Origin of the sequence: Nocardia sp. NPDC052316, from assembly GCF_044547795.1 — a bacterium.
Classification (GTDB): domain Bacteria; phylum Actinomycetota; class Actinomycetes; order Mycobacteriales; family Mycobacteriaceae; genus Nocardia.
Genome location: NZ_JBIUBB010000001.1, coordinates 704,999 through 724,982, shown reverse-complemented (window position 1 = coordinate 724,982; position 19,984 = coordinate 704,999). Strand labels below are relative to the sequence as shown.

Annotated in this window: 19 protein-coding genes; 10 read left to right on the top strand and 9 right to left on the bottom strand. The window is 67.7% G+C overall.

Features of this window, described 5'->3' with window-relative positions:
- Positions 1-77 precede the first annotated feature (77 nt).
- Positions 78-3,464: an AAA family ATPase gene (locus tag ACIHA7_RS03300; protein WP_397285064.1), complete on the top strand. Its 3,387-nt coding sequence runs from the start codon at positions 78-80 to the stop codon at positions 3,462-3,464.
- A 100-nt stretch (positions 3,465-3,564) separates the two neighbouring features.
- Here ACIHA7_RS03300 and ACIHA7_RS03295 read toward each other — a convergent pair whose 3' ends face one another.
- The 4 genes from ACIHA7_RS03295 to ACIHA7_RS03280 all read right to left on the bottom strand — a co-directional run bounded on the left by ACIHA7_RS03295 (position 3,565) and on the right by ACIHA7_RS03280 (position 8,471).
- Positions 3,565-4,137 (bottom strand): methylated-DNA--[protein]-cysteine S-methyltransferase, encoded by a 573-nt coding sequence (locus tag ACIHA7_RS03295; protein WP_397285062.1) that lies wholly within the window; start codon positions 4,135-4,137, stop codon positions 3,565-3,567.
- Positions 4,134-5,747, bottom strand: a complete 1,614-nt coding sequence (locus ACIHA7_RS03290) for a DNA-3-methyladenine glycosylase 2 family protein (RefSeq protein WP_397285060.1) — start codon at positions 5,745-5,747, stop codon at positions 4,134-4,136. Before ACIHA7_RS03290 ends, ACIHA7_RS03295 begins: the two co-directional genes overlap by 4 nt.
- A gap of 169 nt (positions 5,748-5,916) precedes the next feature.
- Positions 5,917-6,096 (bottom strand): YbdD/YjiX family protein, encoded by a 180-nt coding sequence (locus ACIHA7_RS03285; protein WP_194836379.1) that lies wholly within the window; start codon positions 6,094-6,096, stop codon positions 5,917-5,919.
- An 80-nt stretch (positions 6,097-6,176) separates the two neighbouring features.
- Complete coding sequence (locus tag ACIHA7_RS03280) at positions 6,177-8,471, bottom strand: carbon starvation CstA family protein (RefSeq protein ID WP_397285058.1); 2,295 nt, start codon at positions 8,469-8,471, stop codon at positions 6,177-6,179.
- 370 nt (positions 8,472-8,841) lie between these two features.
- Between ACIHA7_RS03280 and ACIHA7_RS03275 the strand changes: the two genes are divergently transcribed.
- From ACIHA7_RS03275 to ACIHA7_RS03265, 3 genes are read left to right on the top strand one after another with little or no spacing between them, the layout of a single operon-like run.
- A complete protein-coding gene (locus ACIHA7_RS03275) occupies positions 8,842-10,125 on the top strand; it encodes an ABC transporter substrate-binding protein (protein WP_397285056.1) in 1,284 nt (427 codons plus the stop codon).
- A gap of 47 nt (positions 10,126-10,172) precedes the next feature.
- Positions 10,173-11,048, top strand: a complete 876-nt coding sequence (locus ACIHA7_RS03270) for a carbohydrate ABC transporter permease (protein WP_397286480.1) — start codon at positions 10,173-10,175, stop codon at positions 11,046-11,048.
- Positions 11,045-11,896 (top strand): carbohydrate ABC transporter permease, encoded by an 852-nt coding sequence (locus ACIHA7_RS03265; RefSeq protein ID WP_397285054.1) that lies wholly within the window; start codon positions 11,045-11,047, stop codon positions 11,894-11,896. The genes ACIHA7_RS03270 and ACIHA7_RS03265 overlap by 4 nt, the downstream gene beginning before the upstream one ends.
- A gap of 107 nt (positions 11,897-12,003) precedes the next feature.
- Here ACIHA7_RS03265 and ACIHA7_RS03260 read toward each other — a convergent pair whose 3' ends face one another.
- Both ACIHA7_RS03260 and ACIHA7_RS03255 read right to left on the bottom strand, forming a co-directional pair.
- A complete protein-coding gene (locus ACIHA7_RS03260) occupies positions 12,004-12,426 on the bottom strand; it encodes a VOC family protein (protein WP_397285052.1) in 423 nt (140 codons plus the stop codon).
- A gap of 4 nt (positions 12,427-12,430) precedes the next feature.
- Complete coding sequence (locus tag ACIHA7_RS03255; RefSeq protein ID WP_397285050.1) at positions 12,431-13,273, bottom strand: helix-turn-helix domain-containing protein; 843 nt, start codon at positions 13,271-13,273, stop codon at positions 12,431-12,433.
- A gap of 412 nt (positions 13,274-13,685) precedes the next feature.
- Between ACIHA7_RS03255 and ACIHA7_RS03250 the strand changes: the two genes are divergently transcribed.
- Positions 13,686-14,609 (top strand): zinc-binding alcohol dehydrogenase family protein, encoded by a 924-nt coding sequence (locus tag ACIHA7_RS03250; protein ID WP_397285048.1) that lies wholly within the window; start codon positions 13,686-13,688, stop codon positions 14,607-14,609.
- A 97-nt stretch (positions 14,610-14,706) separates the two neighbouring features.
- Complete coding sequence (gene ychF, locus ACIHA7_RS03245; RefSeq protein WP_135233193.1) at positions 14,707-15,786, top strand: redox-regulated ATPase YchF; 1,080 nt, start codon at positions 14,707-14,709, stop codon at positions 15,784-15,786.
- Positions 15,787-15,801: 15 nt separating this feature from the next.
- Here ychF and ACIHA7_RS03240 read toward each other — a convergent pair whose 3' ends face one another.
- Positions 15,802-16,299 (bottom strand): hypothetical protein, encoded by a 498-nt coding sequence (locus tag ACIHA7_RS03240; RefSeq protein WP_397285045.1) that lies wholly within the window; start codon positions 16,297-16,299, stop codon positions 15,802-15,804.
- 47 nt (positions 16,300-16,346) lie between these two features.
- On the opposite strand from ACIHA7_RS03240, the gene ACIHA7_RS03235 reads away from it, so the two are divergent.
- Both ACIHA7_RS03235 and ACIHA7_RS03230 read left to right on the top strand, forming a co-directional pair.
- Positions 16,347-16,949, top strand: a complete 603-nt coding sequence (locus ACIHA7_RS03235) for a MerR family transcriptional regulator (protein ID WP_397285043.1) — start codon at positions 16,347-16,349, stop codon at positions 16,947-16,949.
- A gap of 225 nt (positions 16,950-17,174) precedes the next feature.
- Positions 17,175-17,615, top strand: a complete 441-nt coding sequence (locus tag ACIHA7_RS03230) for a hypothetical protein (protein ID WP_397285041.1) — start codon at positions 17,175-17,177, stop codon at positions 17,613-17,615.
- A 45-nt stretch (positions 17,616-17,660) separates the two neighbouring features.
- Here ACIHA7_RS03230 and ACIHA7_RS03225 read toward each other — a convergent pair whose 3' ends face one another.
- Both ACIHA7_RS03225 and ACIHA7_RS03220 read right to left on the bottom strand, forming a co-directional pair.
- Positions 17,661-18,044, bottom strand: a complete 384-nt coding sequence (locus ACIHA7_RS03225) for a hypothetical protein (RefSeq protein ID WP_397285039.1) — start codon at positions 18,042-18,044, stop codon at positions 17,661-17,663.
- 49 nt (positions 18,045-18,093) lie between these two features.
- Entirely contained in the window at positions 18,094-18,354 is a 261-nt protein-coding gene (locus tag ACIHA7_RS03220) for a VOC family protein (protein WP_397285037.1), read from the bottom strand.
- Between the two features lie 231 nt (positions 18,355-18,585).
- On the opposite strand from ACIHA7_RS03220, the gene ACIHA7_RS03215 reads away from it, so the two are divergent.
- Positions 18,586-19,167 carry a TetR/AcrR family transcriptional regulator gene (locus ACIHA7_RS03215; protein ID WP_397285035.1) on the top strand — a complete coding sequence of 194 codons (582 nt, stop codon included), beginning with the start codon at positions 18,586-18,588 and terminating at the stop codon, positions 19,165-19,167.
- 108 nt (positions 19,168-19,275) lie between these two features.
- Positions 19,276-19,851, top strand: coding sequence for an NADPH-dependent FMN reductase (locus ACIHA7_RS03210; protein ID WP_397285033.1), 576 nt, complete (start codon positions 19,276-19,278; stop codon positions 19,849-19,851).
- Positions 19,852-19,984 lie beyond the last annotated feature (133 nt).

Sequence of the window (19,984 nt, the reverse complement as noted above, 5' to 3'; positions counted from 1 at the left end):
GCGCGGCTCGCCGCTCGCCCCGCGCTACCTCGGCAGGGTCGCCGCGGCACGATGCCCGAACACGGTGGTGCCGCCGGATGAGGCTGCACCGGCTGGAGATGACCGCGTTCGGCCCGTTCGCCGAGACCACGGTCGTCGACTTCGACGCGCTCGGCGCCGACGGACTCTTCCTGCTGCACGGGCAGACCGGCGCGGGGAAGACCACCGTGCTCGACGCGATCGCCTTCGCGCTCTACGGCCGGGTCCCCGGCGCCCGCGGCGAGAGCAAACGCCTGCACTCCGACCACGCACCGGATCAGACACCGCCGCAGGTGATCCTGGAGGCCACCCTCGGCGGTAGGCGGGTGCGCCTGACCCGCATTCCCGAGTTCGAACGCCCGAAGCTACGCGGCACCGGCATGCGCACCGACCCCGCCAAGGCGACGCTGGCCTGGCTGGACGGCCGCGGTGAAAACCTGTCCCGGATACCGGATATCGGCGACGAGATCATCCGGCTGCTCGGCATGAGCGCCGACCAGTTCTTCCAGGTGGTGCTGCTGCCGCAGGGCGATTTCGCGCGCTTCCTGCGGGCGGACAACGAGGATCGAGAGAAGCTGCTCGAAAAGCTCTTCGACACCGAACGATTCGGCAGCGCCGAACAGTGGCTCGCGGACAAGCGCCGCGCCTCCGCCGCCGACCTGGACGCGCGCAAGCAGGGCATCGACCGGTTGATCGCGCAGCTCGGCGTCGCGGGTGGCACGAGCGCGGCCGAGACGCTCGGCCCGCTGGAGGCCGTCGGCTGGTCGCAGGAGCTGCTCGCCACGGCGCGCACCGATCTGACCACCGCGGCCACGGCCGCCGAACGCTGCCAGCAGGAGTCGGCCCGAGTGCGGGGACTCGCCGAGGAGCAGCGCCGCCTGCACGAGCTACGCCGTCGAATGTCCACCGCCCGTAAGCAACTCGACGACTACGCCGCCGCAGCGGATCAGCGCGCCGCGCTACAGGCCGAACTCGAACTGGCCCGGCGCGCCGAGCCGGTAGCCGCGGCCATCGACGAGGCACGGGACGCGGTCATGGCGATGCGCCGCCGGGCGTCCGAGGCCCTCAATGCCAGTAAGCAATTGGCCGCCCGCCTGCTCGAGCCCGGTGCGGCCGATCTCGGTGGCACGGAACTGATCGAGCACGCGAATGTCGAGGCCGAGCCGACGGCGAACGCGGACATCAATCGGCCGTCCCGTGCGAATTACCCTGGCACCGGGACGGATCGAGTAGGTGCAGCCGACTCTGCGACCGCTCCCGGCCAGGCCGTCATCAAGGTCGACGCCGACATCGATGGCGCGATTCGCCGCTGGAGCGCGCAGATCGGCGCGCTGGACGAGGTGCGCGTCGACGCGACGACGGCCGAGCGGCTCACCAAGGAGCTGGCGGGGCTGCGTGACGAAGACGCGGCCCTCAACACCCAGGTGACAAAACTGACCCGGCTGCGCGAGCAGCTCCCCGGCTCCCTCGCCACCCTCGAGGCGCGCCTGCGCGAGGCGACCACTGCGGCCGCCACGCTGCCGACGTTGACCGCCGAGTGTGAACGTCTGCAGACGGCCGCCGCAGCGGCGGTCGAACTCGCTTCCCGCAGAACAGCTCTTGACCACGCGCGGGTCGAGTTCGAGTCGGCTCGTGCCGCACACAACGATGCCAAGGAGCGCGTCCTCGACCTGCGTGAACGCAGGCTGGCAGGCATGGCCGCCGAATTGGCGGCCGGGCTGACCGACGGCCTGCCCTGCACGGTGTGTGGCTCCGCCGATCACCCCGCGCCCGCTCGCCCCACCGCCAGCGCCGTCGCCAAGGAGGCCGAGGAGGCCGCGGTCGCGGCCGAACGCGCCGCTGAGGACGCGAGGGACCGAGTATTCGCGCGAATCACCGCCTTGGAGCGGGAGATCGAGGCGCTCACCGCCCGCGGCGGCGACGTCGACCGGGTGGAGTTGGCCGCCGCCCTGCGCGCCGCCACCGACCGCTACGAGGACACCGCCGAGCTGGCCGCCCTCGCCGACGGCCTGACCGCGGAACTCGGCCGACTGCGCACAGACGAGTCCCGCTTGCACGACGAACTCCGCGAATCCGATTCGCGCCGAAGCACTGTCGCCGCGAATGTCGCCACCCTGACAACCCGCCTCGCGGAACTCGACGACCGCCTCCGCGCCGCCGCGGGCGCGGACGAAACCATCGATCACCGCTACGCCCGCCTCACCGCCCTCGTCGCCGACGCCACCGCCCTGCGCGACGCGCGCGCCGATGCCGCCGCAGCCCGCGAGCAGGTCGCCGTGATCGCCGACCGCGTCGAAAACCTGGCCCGCGCAGCCGGTTTCGTACCCGAGCATGAGACTGCGGGCCGACCCGGTGTTGCTGGGGCTGGCGTTGCGGGCGCCGACGCGGCCGGGCCCGGCGCTGCCGCAGCCAACGTAGCTGGGGCCGGAGCCAACGTAGCCGGGGTCGGGGGCGCAACGGCGGACCCTGCTGAGGCCGACGTCGCAGGGGCCAGCGCTGCAGGCGCAGACGATGAGGTGCGGAGTGCCGATGGTGTGCAGGATGTTTCGACCGCGGCCCCACGAGATGACGTAGCGCGACTGACCGCGTACGCGCGAGTGGTCAACGCGGCGAGCCGGACTCCGCAACGGCAGTCCGACATCGAGGCGGAACTGACCGCCGCCGACCGTGCCCGCGCGCACGCACACGCCGTTCTCGCAGAACCGGAGATCCAAGCGGCCGCATCGATCGAACCCGGCGACCTGGGCGAGCTCGAAGCCGCCGTAGCGGCCGCGCAGACCCAGCTGAACGCCGCGGTTGCCGGGCACGCCGAGGCGAGCAGGCGGGTCGCCCTGCTCGAAGACCTCGGCGGCCAGCTCTGGGCAGCGGTGGATCGGATCGCGCCACTACAGCGCACGCATGACGAGCTGGCCGGACTCGCTGAAGTAGTGGCCGGTCGCGGCGAGAACAATCGCCGGATGTCGCTGCGCTCTTACGTTCTCGCCGCCCGACTGGAAGAAGTGGCGCAGGCCGGCTCGCTGCGTCTGCGCCGAATGTCGGGCGGCCGTTACGAATTCGTGCACACCGACAAGGCGGGCCCGCGCGGCCGCCGCGGCGGCCTCGGTCTGGACATCCGAGATGACTACACCGGCGCCATCCGCCCCGCCAAAACCCTCTCCGGCGGCGAAACCTTCATGGCTTCACTGTCTTTGGCGCTCGGCCTGGCCGACACCGTCGCCGCCGAATCCGGCGGCCTGGTGCTGGACACCCTCTTCATCGATGAGGGCTTCGGCGGACTCGACGCCGACACCCTCGACGCCGTGATGGGCGTCCTCGACGAACTGCGCGCGGGCGGCCGGGTGGTCGGCGTGGTCAGCCACGTCGACGAGATGCGCCAGCGCATCCCCAGCCGCCTGCACGTGCGCCGTGGCCGCAACGGTTCCCGGCTAGAGGCAACCGTGGCCTGAACGCGGTCGAAAGCAGACCTCAGAGGGTCTCTGGCGAGCGCGGTTGTGGGTGGCGATGCCGGAGTGCGCGGCTCGCGGTGGCGATTTCGGCGAGTGCGCCTCACGTGGTGGCGAACAGGGCGGACCGCGCAGCACCCTCGTGGTCGAGCAGCCAGCGCTTGATCGGCAGCCCCCAGCGGAACCCGCCGAGCGCACCGCCGATGCGGAAGATGCGGTGGCATGGGATGAACAGGGCGGCCGCGTTGCGCGCGCAGGCGTTGGCCGCGGCGCGGGTGGCGTCGGGGCGACCGGAGACGGCGGCGTATTCGGTGTAGGTGATGGGCGCGCCCGCGGGAACCTTGCGCAGGACTTCCCACGCGTGCAGCAGGAATTCGCCGGAGTGCTGGCGGACCGGGACGGTGTCGATCGCGGTGAGGTCGCCCGCGTGGTAGTCGGTGATGACGCGGGTGAGCTCGCCGAGCGAGTCGCGTCGGCGCAGCTCGGCCGGGCGCAAGGTCGGGTGGATGAGGGTGCGCAGGTTCTCCGCGTCGGCGGTCCATCCGGAGGCGAGCACGGCGCCGTCGGGGTCGATGAGGGCGGTGAACGGGCCGATCGGCGTGTCCGTGGTCGCGTAATCCGCGGTGGTGGTACCGATGCGGCGCTGGGAGGAGCGAACAACGGTGGGGGCGTTCATGCTTCGGCACTCGCTTTCGAGAAGGTGGACTTGGCGGCCTTGGCTCGGTCGGCACGATCGGTCAGCGCCGCCTTCCACAGGTGCATGGAGAGGTAGGACCGCCACGGCGCCCAGCGCGCGGTGTCGGTGAGGTCGATGCCGAGCACCGCGGCACCCTGGCGGACCACCAGGTCGGTGCTGAGCAGCACGTCCGGGTCGGCGAGCAGGCGCATGGTCACGTAGTCGGCGGTCCACGGCCCCACCCCGTCCAGGGCGAGCAGGTCGCGGCGGAGGTCCGCGGAAGTTCGGCCCTGATGCAACGCCAGTTCGCCACTGGCCAGGGCTTCGGCGGCACCGATGATCGAGCGGATCCGCCGGGTGGGGCCGGTGAGTACCTCGGCGCCGCGCTCGGCGATCACCGCGGGTGTCGGGAACAGCAGCGGTATCGGCCCCTCGACTCGTTCGCCGAGCGCCTCGACCAGCCGTGCTGTGTGCGTGGCCGCTGCGGACACCGAGATCTGCTGCCCGATCATGGTGCGCAGCAACAACTCCGGCCCATCGAGACAGCCAGGTACCCGGATGCCGGGGGAGAAGACAGGCCGGCGCACATCGCCCGCTTCGGGCGTGGTCTCGGCGTCCGGTGGCGAGCCCGCGCCCGCGTCCGGCAACCGAGTGGTGACCGGGTCGGCCGGCTCGGGCGCCGAAACCCGCTGTCCCGGAGCGACACCCAGTGCCTCATCGACGCCGATCGGGTCGGCGTCGAGGTCGAGCAGGTGCCGCAGCCTGGCGACGGTCGGTGCCAGGTCGCGCATGTCGTGCAGGGCCAGCTCGGCGCGCACGTGGTCGCGCTGGAAGCTGAGCCGCGTCGTCGCATGACCGTGCGGCGTGCGCAGGTTTCGGGTGTAGACGCGGTTCTCCCACAGCTCCATGCCCGGCGCCACATGCGACGAGAGAAACCACTCCAGCCAGGCCCGATCCAGTGGCTCGCGGTAGGGCAGCCGAAGGCTGAGCGTCCCGTTGACCGCGGGCACGGGGCGTCCGTTCGAGCCCGACTTCACGCGTTGCGCCTCGGCCCGCATGGTGGTCGGGCTGACCGCGAACACCTCGCGCACCGTGTCGTTGAACTGGCGGATGCTGGCGAACCCGGCCGCGAACGCGATGTCCGACATGGGCATCGCCGTCGTCTGGATCAGCAGGCGCGCGGTATGCGCCCGGTGCGCACGGGCCAGTGCCAGGGGGCCGGCACCGAGCTCGGTGGTCAACACGCGGGTCAGCTGCCGCTGTGAATAGCCGAGCGTGGCGGCCAACGCGGGCACGCCGCCGCGCTCGATCACGCCGTCGCCGATCAGTCGCATCGCGCGCGCGGCGAGGTCGGCGCGGGTGTTCCAGAGGGGCGAGCCGGGGGCCGCGTCCGGTAGGCAGCGGCGGCAGGCCCGGTAGCCTGCCTGTTGTGCGGCCGCCGCGGTCGGTAGGAACGACACGTTCGCCCGTTTCGGCGTGATCGCCGGACATGAAGGGCGGCAGTAGATTCCGGTGGTTCGCACCGCGGTGAAGAACTGCCCGTCGAAACGGGCGTCCCTGGTCGATACCGCGCGATAGCACAGGTCGAAATCGAATGCCGTGATCGTCACGCCAACCACAATGTCAGCTGAGCACAGCCTCCGCTAGCGGAAATCTGCCATCACCCCTCCGGCGGGGAGTGATCGGCCCCGAACGCGGACGGGCCGAGCCGCGCGTACGCGGCTCGGCCCGTCGGTCGGCAGGCAGAGCGGCACCCTCATCGCACCGCCCTGCCAGGCCTCAGCAGCAGCGGTTCGTCGGATTGTTGTCCGCGTCCGCGTGCCGGGTCCGCCAGTACTCCCGTTCCGTCGGCACCTCGCAACCGGGATGGTTGCGGGCCAGGTGGTCCACATACCGCCGGTAGTCCTGGCCGCCGAGAATCGAGTCGAAATACCAGACAACCCTGCGAAGCGCTGTCACGCAAGCGTTTCCAGCGTCGCGCAGGCGCCGCGGCACGGCCGATCGAGTCGACCGGCCGTCCCGCGCTGCGTTCCGCACGGTCAATGAACCGCTTTCGCGTGCGCGGCGCCGGGTGCGCGGACCTTGCCCGATTCGATCAGGGCGTCCCATTCCCGTTGCACCTCCTTCTCGGCGGCGGTCGCGAAGAAGGCCTTCGGCGCGAAGATCTTCGACGGTTCATCCTCGGACTCGCTGCTCGGCCCGCCGCCCGCGCGCCAGGCCCGCACGCAGACCAGCACGCCGACGATCGCCACGATCAGCACCAGCACCGCGAAGATGATCGACAGGCTGCCCTGGATGAAGGTGTTACGCACCACCTTCTCCATGTCTTCGACCGTCTTGGCGGGCGCCAAGATCTTCCCGGCGTCCAGCGCGTTGCTGTAGTTGCTGTGCTGCTTCCAGTATCCGATCTTCGGGTCGGCGGAGAAGATCTTCTGCCAGGACGCCGTCATCGTCACCGTCAGATCCCAGACCAGCGGCACCCCCGGGATCCAGGCCCACTTGATCAGGCCCTTCTTGATCACGATGGTCAGCACCACGGTCAGTGCGATCGCGGCGAGCAGCTGGTTGGAGATGCCGAACAGCGGATACAGCGTGTAGATGCCGCCGAGCGGATCGGTGACACCCATCAGCAACACCGAACCCCACGCGGCGACCACGATCGCCGAGCAGAGCCACGCACCCGGCCGCCAGGACGGATCCTTGAACTTGCGGGCGGGTCCGCCGAAGTTACCGAGCGAGTCCGACAGCATGAACCGCGCGACCCGGGTGCCCGCGTCGATCGTGGTGAGGATGAACAGCGCCTCGAACATGATCGCGAAGTGGTACCAGAAGGCCTTGAGCCCGGTGCCGCCGAGGAATCGGTGCAGCACCTCGGACATGCCGACGGCGAGCGTCGGCGCGCCGCCGGTGCGCGAGACGATGCTGGTCTCGCCGACGTCGGAGGCCGCCTTGTTCAGGTCGGCGGCGGTGATCGGATCGCCCGCCAGCCCAAGGCTGTTGGTGTAGGCCGCCGCCTTCTCTGCGGTGCCGCCGGTGAGGCCTGCGCTCGCGTTCATCGCGAAGTACAGGTGCTGGTCGATGATACTCGCGGTGATGATCGCCATCACCGCGACGAACGACTCCATCAGCATGCCGCCGTAGCCGATCATCCTGGCGTGCGACTGCTTCTCCAGCAGCTTGGGCGTGGTGCCGGAGGAGACCAGCGAGTGGAATCCGGACAGCGCGCCGCAGGCGATGGTGATGAACAGGAACGGGAACAGGCTGCCCGCGAAGGACGGGCCGTTACCGGAGAACGCGAAGTCCGAGACGGCGGGTGCCTTCAGCACGGGCATGGTGACCAGGACGCCGACCGCAAGCAGGACGATGGTGCCGATCTTCATGAAGGTCGACAGGTAGTCGCGCGGCGCGAGCAGCAGCCACACCGGCAGCACCGAGGCGATGAAGCCGTAGAGGATCAGGCCCCACGCGATGGTGGTACCCGACAGCGTGAACCAGTCCTGGCCCCAGCCGGATCCGGCGACCCAGTTGCCGGAGATGATGGCCAGCATGAGCAGCGCGAACCCGATGAGGGAGACCTCGCCGACCGCGCCGGGGCGCAGGTAGCGCAGGTACACGCCCATGAACAGGGCGATCGGGATGGTCATCGAGATGGAGAACACGCCCCACGGGCTGCCGCCGTGCAGCACCCCGTCCGGGCCCGGTGTCGCGGCCAGCGCGTTCACCACGACGATGCCGAGCACCGCGAGCAGGATCATCATGATCACCAGCACCGCGATGATCGCGGCCACGCCGCCGACCGCGCCGAGCTCGTCGCGGGCCATTTGCCCGAGACTGCGGCCCCGGCGGCGGGTCGAGGCCCACAGCACCAGGTAGTCCTGCACCGCGCCGGCGAAGACGACGCCGATCACGATCCAGATCGTGCCGGGCAGGTAGCCCATCTGGGCGGCGAGGACGGGGCCGACGAGCGGGCCCGCGCCCGCGATGGCGGCGAAGTGGTGCCCGAACAGCACCCGCCGGTCCATCGGCATGTAGTCCTTGCCGTTCTCCAGGATCTCGGCCGGTGTGGCCTGGTCGTCACGTGGTTTGACGATCTTGTATTCGATGAGCCTGGAGTAGAACTGGTAGGCGAGCACGTAGGTGCTCACCGCCGCGACCACGATCCAGACCGCGTTGACGGACTCGCCGCGGGCAATGGCGATGATTGCCCACGCGATCGCGCCGACTACCGCGATTCCGGCGAAGATTCCCTTTTTGACAGGGGTGATAGGCGAACGGTCCACGACACCCACGGGAGGTAGGTCGGGATCTGTCCGGAGGTATTCGATGGTCGCCATGCGAACTACTCTCCCGTGATATCGAGCTGGACTTGCTGAAACGTTCACAACGTAGCTGAACTGAAGCGGCTATGAGCCGCACTTAGTGAAGTCTGAACATTGCGACGCGGATCGAGGTCGCCGCGGCGACTCGTGCTGTGGGTTTCTCCGAGCCGGGGCTCGATCCGGTACGCGGCGGGTACGGGTGGCCCGCGGGGGCGTCAGCTGCCCGGTCGGCCGTTGTTCACGATCTCCGGGTGTTCGCGTGCGCGTGGGCGTGTTCCCTCGCACGGCGATGTTGCCACCCGTATGCTGCCATGCTGGCTCCGGCATTCGCCGATCGGTCCGTTCCCTGCCGAGGTTCACGTATCCACCGCTGTGGAGGAGCAACGTGTCACCGGTTCGTCGTCGCACCCTGCTCGGCTCGGCGCTGGCCGCCCCGCTGCTGGCCGCGACCGGTTGCGGTTCCGCCGACGACGCGCTGACCTTCTTCTTCCAGGCCAGGCCGGAAGAGGCACGAGTGCGGCTGGCGATCATCGAGGAGTTCCAGAAGCGGCACCCGGACATCAGGATTCGCACCATCATGTCCGGCCCGGACCCGCAGCAGCAGCTGCTCACCTACTGCGCGGGCGGCACCTGCCCCGACGTCGTGATGGCCTGGGAGCTGCTCTATGCCGGGCTCGCCGAGCGTGGTGTGCTGCTCGATCTGCGCACCCTGCTGGCCGGGGAGCCCGAGTATGCGGAAAGGTTGCGCGCGGACAGCTATCCGGCGTTGTACGACACCTTCAGCTACGCCGGTGGGCAGTACGCCTTGCCCGAGCAGTGGTCCGGGGTGTTCCTCTATTACAACCGGGAGCTGTTCGAGCAGGCCGGGCTGACGCCGCCCACGCGCTGGCACGATGCGTGGTCGTTCGACGAATTCCTCGACGCCGCGCGCACACTCACCCGCCACCGGCGGTGGGGCTTCGCGGATGCCTGGGTGCCGTACTACTCGGCGGCCTGCTTCGGCATGAACAACGGCGCGGACTGGTTCACGCCGTCGGTGGCGCCGACCAGGGCCAACATCGGGGATCCGCGTTTCGCCGCGGGGTTCCAGTTCTATGCCGATCTCGCGGTGCGGCATCGGGTGGCGCCGAAAGTGGCCGACCAGCTGTCGATTTCGGCACCGGACCTGTTCCGTGCCGGCCGGGCGGCGATGGTGCTCGGCGGGCACTGGTTGTACTCCGAATTCGCCGGGCAGGAGGGGCTTTCGATCGACGTGACGGTGTTGCCGGTCGGACCGCAGGGCGGGCCCGGTGCGATCACCGATGTCGGCAGCACCGGGTTGGCCATCGCGGCGGGCAGTCCGCGCGTCGAACAGGCTTGGGAGTTCGTCAAATTCGCTACCGGGCCGGTGGGGCAGGCCATCATCGCCGCCTCCGGATTGTTCGTGCCGGTGCTGAAATCCGCGATGGGTTCGCCGGGTTTCGCCGCCGCGCATCGGGAGATCCGCAACCTCGCGGTCTTCACCGAGGGGCCGGACAACTCCCGCCCGTTGCCGGTGACGCCCGCCTGGGGCAAGGTGTCCGCACTGCTGGAGCGTGGGAGCAACCGTGTCCTGCGCGGTGCCGCCACCGCCGACTCGCTCGGCGGCCGATTCACCGCCGACCTCGACGCGCTGCTGGACGCCCCGTGAGTGGCACCTGGCTGAGCAGGGCTCACCGTGGTGTGCCACGCACCGCGCTGGCACGCAAGCGCGAGCGGGCCGGATGGGCTTTTGTGGCACCGAATGTGGGGGCGGTGGCGGTGTTCCTCCTGTTTCCGCTGGGGTTTTCGCTGTATTTGAGTTTTCATTCGTGGGACTTGTTCCGGCCGATGCGGTTCGTCGGGGTAGCGAACTATCAGCGGCTGTTCGGAGCGGATCCGCTGTTCTTGATCGCCTTGCGCAACAGTGCGGTGTTCACCGTGCTGACGCTGGTGCCGACGGTGCTGCTCGGATTGGGGATCGCGGCGGCGTTGAACCGGAAGCTGGCCGGCATCGGGATCTTTCGGACGGCGGCGTTTCTGCCGCTGGTCGCGTCGACGGTGGCGATGGCGGTGGTGTGGCGGTTCATCTTCACCGAGGACGGGGTGCTGAATATCGGGCTCGGGTGGGCCGGACTGGGGCCGGTGCCGTGGTTGACCGATCCGGACCTGGCGTTGATTTCGCTGAGTGTGGTCACCGTGTGGAAGGGTGTGCCGTTCGCGACGGTCATTCTGCTGGCCGCGCTGCAAGGGGTGCCGGAGCCGCTGTACGAGGCGGCGAGGATCGATGGAGCCGGTGCGCTGCGGCGATTCTCCGCGATCACGCTGCCGTTGATCCGTGGGCCGCTGTCGTTCGTCTTCGTGATCACCGTGATCAACTCGATGCAGGCCTTCGACCAGGTGTACGCGCTCACCGGCAGCAACGGCGGGCCGGAGACAGGGACGTATCTGCTGGGGATCATGTTGTTCCAGAACGCCTTCGGGTTCTATGAGGTGGGGTACGCGTCGGCGTTGGCGTGGGTGATCTTCGCGATTCTGCTGGTACTCACCCTGGTGCAGTTGCGGTTTGCCCGGCGGGGCGCGGTGGAGCTGTGAGGGTCCGGACCGGGCGGCATGCGGTGCTGCGTCGGACGGTTCGTGGTGCGGGCATCTACGCGGTGTTGATCGGCATCGCGTGGTGTGCGTTGGCGCCCGTGCTGTGGGCGTTGTCCGGATCGTTGCAGCGGGACGGGGAGATCGTCGAGCGGACGTTGCTGCCGGCCGAGCCGCAATGGTCCAACTACCGGACGGTGTTCGAGCTGCTTCCGCTCGGACGCATGCTGATCAACACTGCGGTGTACGCCGTGTGTGTCACCGCGGGGCAGGTGTTCTTCTGCTCGCTGGCCGGATACGCGTTCGCGCGCTTGCGGTTTCGCGGTCGCGAGGTGCTGTTCGTCGCCTATCTCGGCACGCTCATGGTGCCGTTGACCGTGACGGTGATCCCGCAGTTCCTGGTGATGCGTGCGTTCGGCTGGGTGGATACGCCGTGGGCGATGATCGTGCCCGGGCTGTTCGGCAGCGCCTTCGGCACCTATCTGATGCGGCAGTTCTTCGCCACGCTGCCCGTGGAATTGGAGGAGGCGGCAATTCTCGACGGCTGCTCCGCCTGGCAGGTCTATTGGCGAGTGCTGTTGCCGCACACCCGTCCTGCCCTGATGGTGCTCGGGGTGCTCACCTGGATCACCGTGTGGAACGACTTCCTGTGGCCGTTGGTCATGATTCAACGCAATGAGATCGCCACTGCCACATTGGGATTGGTGCGCCTGCAAGGGCAGTATCACACGCAGTGGCCGATTCTCATGGCCGCCTCGATGGTCATTCTGGTGCCGCTGCTGGTGGTGTACGGGGTCGGTCAACGCGCGTTTATCCGCGGTATGGCCATGTCCGGACTCGGCGGTCGGTGAAAATATCTATGGCCCAGCGGTATTCAGGACCGCTGGGCCACAGGTCCCCAGGTGAACTTACGTTGTGCTCCCGGCTGCTCGCGGGTTCTTCGCCGCGGCGTGCTCGGCTATTCGCCCCAGTAGGTGCCGAAGCTCCAGAGGTTGCCCTCGGGGTCGCGGACGGTGAAGCCGCGCGAACCGTAGTCTTCGTCGCGCAGGCCGCGCAGCACCTCGGCCCCGGCGGCGGTGGCGCGCTCGAACAGCGCGTCCGGGTCCTCGCAGACAACGTAGGTCGAGTCGTTGCCGGGCACGCGCTTGCCGAACTCGCTCTCGTCCTTGCACGCGGTGCCGAACATCACGCCACCGCCGAGCGGCCAGCGCAGTTCGGCGTGCTCGACGATCGACGGGTCGTCGTCGCGGGTGTACATCGCGGTCTGTACGAAGCCGAAGGCTTCGACGAGGAAGGCGGACATGGCCCGTGCGTCACGGAAGGTCAGGGTGGGCCACACGGCGGTGCGGGTGGTGGTTTCGGTAGGTGCTGGATTTGTCATGCGCTCAGCGTCGTCCGGCGGACCGGTCGGTGTCTTGGACGGATGGAATCTCCTCGCTCAACCAGTGCGTCGGGCTGGTTCCGGCCAGCTCGGCGAAGTCGCGATTCAAGTGGGCTTGGTCGTAGTAGCCGCAGCTGGCCGCCACCTGCGCGATGGTGATGTAGGACGGGGTGTGCTCGAGCATCCGCCGCGCCCGCTCGAAGCGGGTGATGCGGGCCGCGAGCTTCGGGCTCAGGCCGAACTCGTCGTTGAATCGGCGCGCGAGATGCTGTCTGCTCCAACCGATCTCCTCGGCCAGCGCGCCGACGGTCAGTACCCCGCCGGACCCGACGACCGACCGCCACGCCCACGCCAACTCGGGTGCGACCACCCGATCGGGGTAGACGAGGCGGGTCAGTATCCGGTCGACGGTGGCGAAACGCTCCGGCCAGCCGAGCGGCTCCTGCAACCGTTCCCACAGCTCGCGGCCCACCGGACCGACCACATCGGCGCACTCCACCGAGGTATCCCAGAGCGCGGCGGCGGGCATACCGAACAGCGCCCGGCTGCCGAGCGGGGTCAACGCGATCGAGACACCCTCCTGGTAGCCCTCGTGCGCGATGAGCGCCGAGCTCGCCTGCAATCCGCTGACCGAACAGCGGTAGTCCTGCGGGGACTGGCTCGGATCCGTCTGCGCCACCACGTCGATGGACGCGCCGATGCTGACGATGAACGTCATATACGCCGACGGCAGACCGCGATGCAGCCCCGCCGCATACCCCACCATGCGATAGCCCAGGTACTGATCGATGAAGGGCGCGAGCATCGGCGCCGGCCGCGCCGTCACCATCTCGGTGCTCGGCTCCATGCAGGTCACGGTACCCCGCGCGGTGGTTATCGCAAGCGGGTCAATTGGCGACGTTGAGGTGCTTACCGATCGTGTGCGGGTCGGCCGCGAAGTCGAGCATGGTGGTGGCCAGACTACGAGTCGGGGCCGGATGTGACTCCTGCTCCGAATCGACTCGCCGAGAGTCTGGCGCGGACCCTGACGCGCGCACTGGGAACCGGCGAAATTTTGGATTGACCCGAGCCGGCCAACCGTGCGGCACCAGCGAACGGGACGTGCCGGAGTGGGTTCCCGAGGGTCGTCGCGGTGATGTCCCGTGGGTTGCTCGGATCGCCGACCGGTCGTGAGATGGCGCACTCGGGGCCGAAATCGAGTAGGAGCGCACAGCGGGGGCTGGTTACCGTTGCGTCTTCGCACGATCTCGGAGGTGTACATGCGGCGGGTCCAGTACGAGCACAGCGGTGGTCCTGAAGTGCTCGAGGTCGTGTCGGCCGAGGTGCCGACACCGGGGCCCGGCGAACTGCTGGTCCGGGTCGACGCGATCGGGGTGACCCTGCCGGTGGTGCGCAAAGTGCGCGAGCAGCGCGCGCCGATCGCGCTGGGTGGCGAGGTCGCGGGTGAGGTGGTCGCGGTCGGCGAGGGTGTCACCGGGTACGCGCCGGGATATCGGGTGACCGGGCTGGTGTTCGGGCACGGATACGCCGAGTACGCGCTGCTCGCCGCGGCGATGGCGACACCGATTCCCGACGGCGCGTCCGCCGTCGACGCGGTCGCGTTGGTGCGCAGTGGTTTGGTCGCGCTCGGGGCGCTCGAAGCGGCGAGCCCGAAGGAAGGCGAGTCGGCGCTCGTCACGGCGGCGGCCAGCGGCGTCGGCCATCTCGCGGTGCAGCTCGCGCGGGTGCGCGGGGCGGCGCGGGTCGTTGGTGCGGTCTCGGATCGGGCCAAGGCGGAGTTCGTGCTCGGGCTCGGTGCGGACGAGGTGGTCGAGTACGGGCAGGAGTCGTGGGGCGAGCCGGTCGACTACGCGCTGGATGCGGTCGGTGGCGAGCTGCTCGGGCCCGCTGTCGCGGCGGTCGCACCCGGTGGGCGTCTGGTCGCCTACAGCTCCGGCGGCGGCACGATCGAGGCTTACGACCTGCTGGTCGGCGCGAAGTCGGTGATCGGGTTCCAGATCGCTCGCATCGCGAAGGAGCAGCCGGATCTGTACGACCACTGGCGGCAGGAGCTGTGGCAGTACGTCGCTTCGGGGCAGCTGCGGCCCGCGGTGCACGCGGAGTTCGCGCTCGACGAGGCGGCCGAGGCGCACCGGGTGATCGAGGAGCGCGGCAACCTCGGCAAGGTCGTCCTCATTCCCTGACGTCCCGAAGCCGGGCTGCCGGACGAGCGCCGCGAGGTTTCTGCTGGGGACGGGCGCGGAGTGGTCGATCGGGGCTGCCGCGTAGACTCTCGTCCTCGTGAGTCTCACTCTTGGAATCGTCGGTCTGCCCAACGTCGGAAAGTCGACGCTTTTCAACGCGCTGACCAAGAACGACGTGCTGGCCGCGAACTATCCGTTCGCGACCATCGAGCCGAACGTCGGTGTGGTCCCGCTGCCCGACCCGCGGCTGAACACGCTGGCCGAGATCTTCGGTTCCGAGCGCATCGTGCCCGCCGTCGTGTCGTTCGTCGACATCGCGGGCATCGTGAAGGGCGCCTCCGAGGGTGCCGGTCTCGGCAACAAGTTCCTCGCCAACATCCGGGAGGCCGACGCCATCTGCCAGGTGGTGCGCGTGTTCGCCGACGACGACGTGGTGCACGTGGACGGCAGGGTCGATCCCGCCGCCGACATCGAGGTGATCGAGACCGAGCTCATCCTCGCCGACCTGCAGACCCTGGAGAAGGCGGTCGTGCGGTTGGAGAAGGAAGCCAAGATCAAGAAGGACCGCAAGCCGGTCGCCGAGGCCGCGAAGGCCGCGCAGGAACTCCTGAACAACGGCACCACCCTGTTCGCCGCAGGCAACAAGGTCGATACCGAACTGCTCAAAGAACTTTCGCTGCTCACCACCAAGCCCTTCCTCTACGTCTTCAACGCCGACGAGTCGGTGCTCACCGACGAGGCGAAGGTCGCCGAGCTCAAAGCCTCGGTGGCGCCCGCGGACGCGGTCTTCCTCGACGCCAAGGTCGAGGCCGAACTCCTCGAACTCGACGACGAATCCGCCCTCGAACTCCTCGAATCCATCGGCCAGACCGAACCCGGCCTGCACGCCCTCGCCCGCGCCGGCTTCCACACCCTCGGCCTGCAGACCTACCTCACCGCAGGCCCGAAAGAGTCCCGCGCCTGGACCATCCACCAAGGCGACACCGCCCCCAAAGCCGCAGGCGTCATCCACACCGACTTCGAACGCGGTTTCATCAAAGCCGAAGTCGTGGCCTTCACCGACCTCGTCGAAGCAGGATCGATGGCCGCCGCCAAGTCGGCCGGCAAGGTGCGGATGGAAGGCAAGGACTACGTCATGCACGACGGCGACGTAGTCGAGTTCAGGTTCAACGTATAGCTTCGCTCGGCCGACTCAACGGATGATTTCGGCGCGCACCCTCTCGTTCGGTGTCCCGATGCCCCAGAAGCGAACAGTGCCACCGACATTCAGGTAGGAGCCGGTACCGCCGGTGATCGCCATGTCGAGCGGCTCCGAGCCCCTGACCCACAGAGCCTGCATCGTGACCGAGCCGCTCTCCAGCTGCATCGTGAGCAGGCACTGCGCAGTGACCTTTTCGGCGTCGACATGTACGGCTTGGCAAGTGCCGCCTCCGCGTCCAACCTTCAACCCGTCCTTTATAGCGTTTCCGGAGAATACATCCATATCGCCGATACTCATTCCCGCGCGGTCGAGATCTGGGGCCGCGTACTGATCGTTCTCGACATGAAGTTCGAGTATCTCCACCTGGTTCGCCGCAGGGGCGCGTGTATCTCCATCGGCGGCTCCACAACCGCTGACTGCGATGGGCAGAAGCGATACGACACCGCATACGGTGAGCACCGTTTTGGCTCGCACCTTGTTGTTGAACATACGATTCCTAATCAGTTGGTAGGGACAGGATTACAGCAGCAGAGCCGGTGGGCTGGTTCGGTGAAGCGGCGGCGGTGAGTGACAGCGTGACCATCCAGCGTCGGCGGGTCACCGGAGTTTGCGATGCCGACCGCGATCATCGGTTTGCTCATGCCGCTAGCGTGCCGGTTAATGGACACATGAAGTCAAGTGCGATGGTGACCATCGGCGATCTGGCTCAGCGGTTCGGGCTCGGCACACACGTGCTGCGGTACTGGGAGAGCCTGGGGTTGCTGGAGCCTGCTCGCCGAAAGGGTGGCCAGCGGCTGTATGACCAGACGGACCTCGAACGCGTGGCGTTGATCCTGATGGGCAAGGAGGCTGGTCTCACGCTAGGGCAGCTGGCGACGGTGCTGTCCACCGCCGACCCGATGGAACACCGCGAACTGCTGTGCCATCACGTCGAAGAGCTCGAGCGGCGTATCGCGCAGGCACAAGCGGCCAAAGAATTGATCCAACATGCTCTCGCCTGCCCGCGCAGCATGAACGAATGTGAGCACGCGCGCGAACATATATCGGCTCGGATTCCACCTCTTCGCCCCGGGGCTCCTGGAGCACCCACCCGGGTCGAGTACGGCGCTTCAGGCACCTCCACTCTCAGCCACTGCTGAGGTGCGGTTCTCAATGCTTCGGCCCGAAACGTGGTCACGCTCTGCTGAAAGCACACGTTGGTCGGCTGCGCGACGTCGCCGAATTCGCTCAACGTATGGCTGCCTTGTGTTCGATTTCTCGAGCGGCCGTACCTACCTCCTCCGTTCCCTTCACTCTGCAATGAATGTGGTCATGGTCGCTATCGTTCTGCTTACCTGGGGCTCGACGCTGTTTGCGGAGGTGGGATGAGCGAACAAGCAAGGGCTGCGGTAGTAGCCGCGTTGATCGAGCTTGCGCGTAGCGCGGATGTTCGTGATCGGGCTGATGCCGGTCATGGTTTGGCCGCGTTCGCCGAAAGGGTCGATGCGCGAGAGGTGTTGGCTTCGCTGGTACTGGATGCCGACGACACGTTCGTAACCGTGGTCACGGCGGAGGCGCTGCTGCGTCGGAAAGATGTTGCGGGACTGGGGATAGTCGCCGCCTCGTTCGCTGGCGCGGATGGCACGCAGTCCGAATGGATCGGAACGGCTTTGAACGACGTGTATGGCGTGTTTGCCGACGAACGAGATGCGGCGATACGAATCTGCTCGACGTTGACCTGCGACCCGGACGCCGAAATCAAGCGTGGGGCAACAGAACTGATCAGCCTGCTGAACCGGATCGATCCTATTCTTCGTCCCATGTAATAGTGGTTGCTGAGACGATGCAGGCCCGGTGGAACCGGGGCGGGGTCACCACTCGCGTTCTTCGGATACGCCGATGATGTAGCCGTCGGCGTCTTGGAAGTAGAACAGTTTCATGCCGTGTTCGGTGTGTTCTTTGATCACGTTGACGAGGGGGCGGATTTTGGTGGTGAAGGCTTCGTGGTCTTTGACGGCCAGGTAGAACATGCCGAAGGCGCCGGTGGGGAAATTTGCGAGTTGGGGGAGCCATTGGCGCAGGTTTTCTGCGTTGTAGACCATGAAGGCGAAGTTGCCTTGCCAAGTGAGCATGCGGATGTCGTCCTCGGGGTTGTCGCTGCCGGGGGCGGCTTCGAAGCCGAGGCTTTCGTAGAAGGCGACGGATGCGGTGGTGTCCGCGACGCCTAAGCAGGGGGCTACGCCGGTTGCTTTCATGGGGGACTCCTTCTGTGGGTTGGGATTTCGGAGGGTGTCACGCCTCCGTCTAGCTGATGCAGAACGGTTGACCGGAGGGGTCGAGTAGGACGGTCCAGTTATCGCCGCCGAACTGGTGGTCGGGTTTGGTTGCGCCGAGAGCGAGGAGGCGTTGCTCGGCTGCCGCGACGTCGGGGAAGGCGAGGTCGAGGTGGAAGGGGAGTTCGTCGGCGGGCCAGTTCGGGGCGGTGAACTCGGCGACGGCTCGGCCATCGTCGGCCCAGAACGCGTAGGAGGAGACCGTGCCGGTGGGTAGGGCGGTGTTTGTCATGGCAGTTCACCATCGCTTTCCGTGCGTTGCCGAGCTGTGCGGAGGGGCTGGTCGCGAACGGCGGCATCATCAGGGCGCTCGCGCCGCTGGGCGAATGTCGAGCAAATCTCGTTGAGTACATTTGTACCTTAAGACGCGGGCATTGCAACAGGGGTTGTGACGCGTCTCGCATTAGGTACATATGTACCCTAAAGGTCATCTACCCGCAGAAAAAGCTCTGATGGAGGCGCAGTGGTCGAGGAACCAGCCGTCGAGGCCAAGCCTGTCCGGCGCCGACGGTTCGACCCGAACCGCCGCCGACGCATCGCGGAAGCCGCGATCCAGGTCATCGGCGAACGTGGCGTGGAGGGGCTCACGCATCGGGCGGTCGCCGAGGCGGCGGATGTTCCGATCGCCGGCACCACGTACCACTACAAGGACAAGGAAGACCTGCTCCAAGCGGCGCTGGAAATCTGCGTGGCCGACTATGCCGCGATCATGGCGGCCATCCCATCGAGCAATCCCGACCTGACGATCACCGATGTCATCGACCAGACGGCGGACGCGCTCATCGGATGCTTCACCACCGAGCGCACCCTCACGACTGTTCAGCTCGAGCTGTATGCCGCGGCTATTCGACGCCCCGCGCTGCGGCCGATCGCCGACCGCTTCATCGGGGCGACTCGCACGATGTATGCCCACTACACCGATCAGCTCACCGCCACTCTGCTCGCCGACACCGTGCAGGGAATTACGTTGCGCGGCATGGCAAGTGCGGCGCCGCCGACTCGGGACCAGATTCGTGATCTGCTCCTTCGCTGCCTGCCCCAGTAGTCGGCCCAAGCCGATATGCGAGCGGTCGCCGACGTGCCGACTTGACCTGAACCATTGTTGATGTTCGACGCTTGCAGTCGTCACCTGCACACGTCGAAAGGAATTGTCATGGCGGAAAATCCGGTTCAGCTCGCAGTGATCGTGGGAAGCACCCGACCGGGGCGGTTCGGTCCCACGGTCGCCAACTGGTTCGTCGAGCATGCCGAACAACGTGCCGACGTCGCGATCGATCTCATCGATTTGGCGGAAGACGAACTGCCCCAACATATGTCGAGCTCCGCAGTCACTCGCGCGGCGCAGTCCATCGGTGCCCGTCTGGATGCCGCCGACGGGTTCGTCATCGTGACCCCCGAGTACAACCACAGCTACCCGGCGCCCCTCAAGAGTGCGATCGATGATCACTACACCCAGTGGCAGGCCAAACCGATCGGATTCGTCTGCTACGGAGGCGTTTCCGGCGGCCTGCGCGCCGTCGAACACCTCCGCCACGTGTTCGCCGAACTCCATGCCGTCACCGTCCGCGACACCGTGAGTTTCCACGGGGCCGCCCAACTGTTCGACGCGACAGGCAAACCCGCGGACCCGAAGCCCCCGGCCGTGGCCGCCGACCAACTCCTCGACCAACTCGTCTGGTGGGGAGCCGCCCTCCGCTCGGCCCGCGCCGAACGCCCCTACGTGGCCTGATCAGCGCGTGGCGCGGTGCGGGCCCGGATGATCCTTGCGGCGGATACAGGCGACACCGGCGCGCGGAAGCACTGCGCCACAGCGTGGTTCACCGCGCTCACCGACGATCGGGCTCAGATAGTCGGCATCCACG

What these genes read in the sequence shown, in the direction of transcription:
- ACIHA7_RS03300 (WP_397285064.1), top strand. Translation starts at nt 78, where the DNA reads ATGAGGCTGCACCGGCTGGAGATGACCGCGTTCGGCCCGTTCGCCGAG.
- ACIHA7_RS03295 (WP_397285062.1), bottom strand. Translation starts at nt 4,137, where the DNA reads ATGAACGCCCCCACCGTTGTTCGCTCCTCCCAGCGCCGCATCGGTACC.
- ACIHA7_RS03280 (WP_397285058.1), bottom strand. Translation starts at nt 8,471, where the DNA reads ATGGCGACCATCGAATACCTCCGGACAGATCCCGACCTACCTCCCGTG.
- ACIHA7_RS03260 (WP_397285052.1), bottom strand. Translation starts at nt 12,426, where the DNA reads ATGACAAATCCAGCACCTACCGAAACCACCACCCGCACCGCCGTGTGG.
- ACIHA7_RS03255 (WP_397285050.1), bottom strand. Translation starts at nt 13,273, where the DNA reads ATGGAGCCGAGCACCGAGATGGTGACGGCGCGGCCGGCGCCGATGCTC.
- ACIHA7_RS03250 (WP_397285048.1), top strand. Translation starts at nt 13,686, where the DNA reads ATGCGGCGGGTCCAGTACGAGCACAGCGGTGGTCCTGAAGTGCTCGAG.
- ACIHA7_RS03240 (WP_397285045.1), bottom strand. Translation starts at nt 16,299, where the DNA reads ATGTTCAACAACAAGGTGCGAGCCAAAACGGTGCTCACCGTATGCGGT.
- ACIHA7_RS03230 (WP_397285041.1), top strand. Translation starts at nt 17,175, where the DNA reads ATGAGCGAACAAGCAAGGGCTGCGGTAGTAGCCGCGTTGATCGAGCTT.
- ACIHA7_RS03225 (WP_397285039.1), bottom strand. Translation starts at nt 18,044, where the DNA reads ATGAAAGCAACCGGCGTAGCCCCCTGCTTAGGCGTCGCGGACACCACC.
- ACIHA7_RS03220 (WP_397285037.1), bottom strand. Translation starts at nt 18,354, where the DNA reads ATGACAAACACCGCCCTACCCACCGGCACGGTCTCCTCCTACGCGTTC.
- ACIHA7_RS03210 (WP_397285033.1), top strand. Translation starts at nt 19,276, where the DNA reads ATGGCGGAAAATCCGGTTCAGCTCGCAGTGATCGTGGGAAGCACCCGA.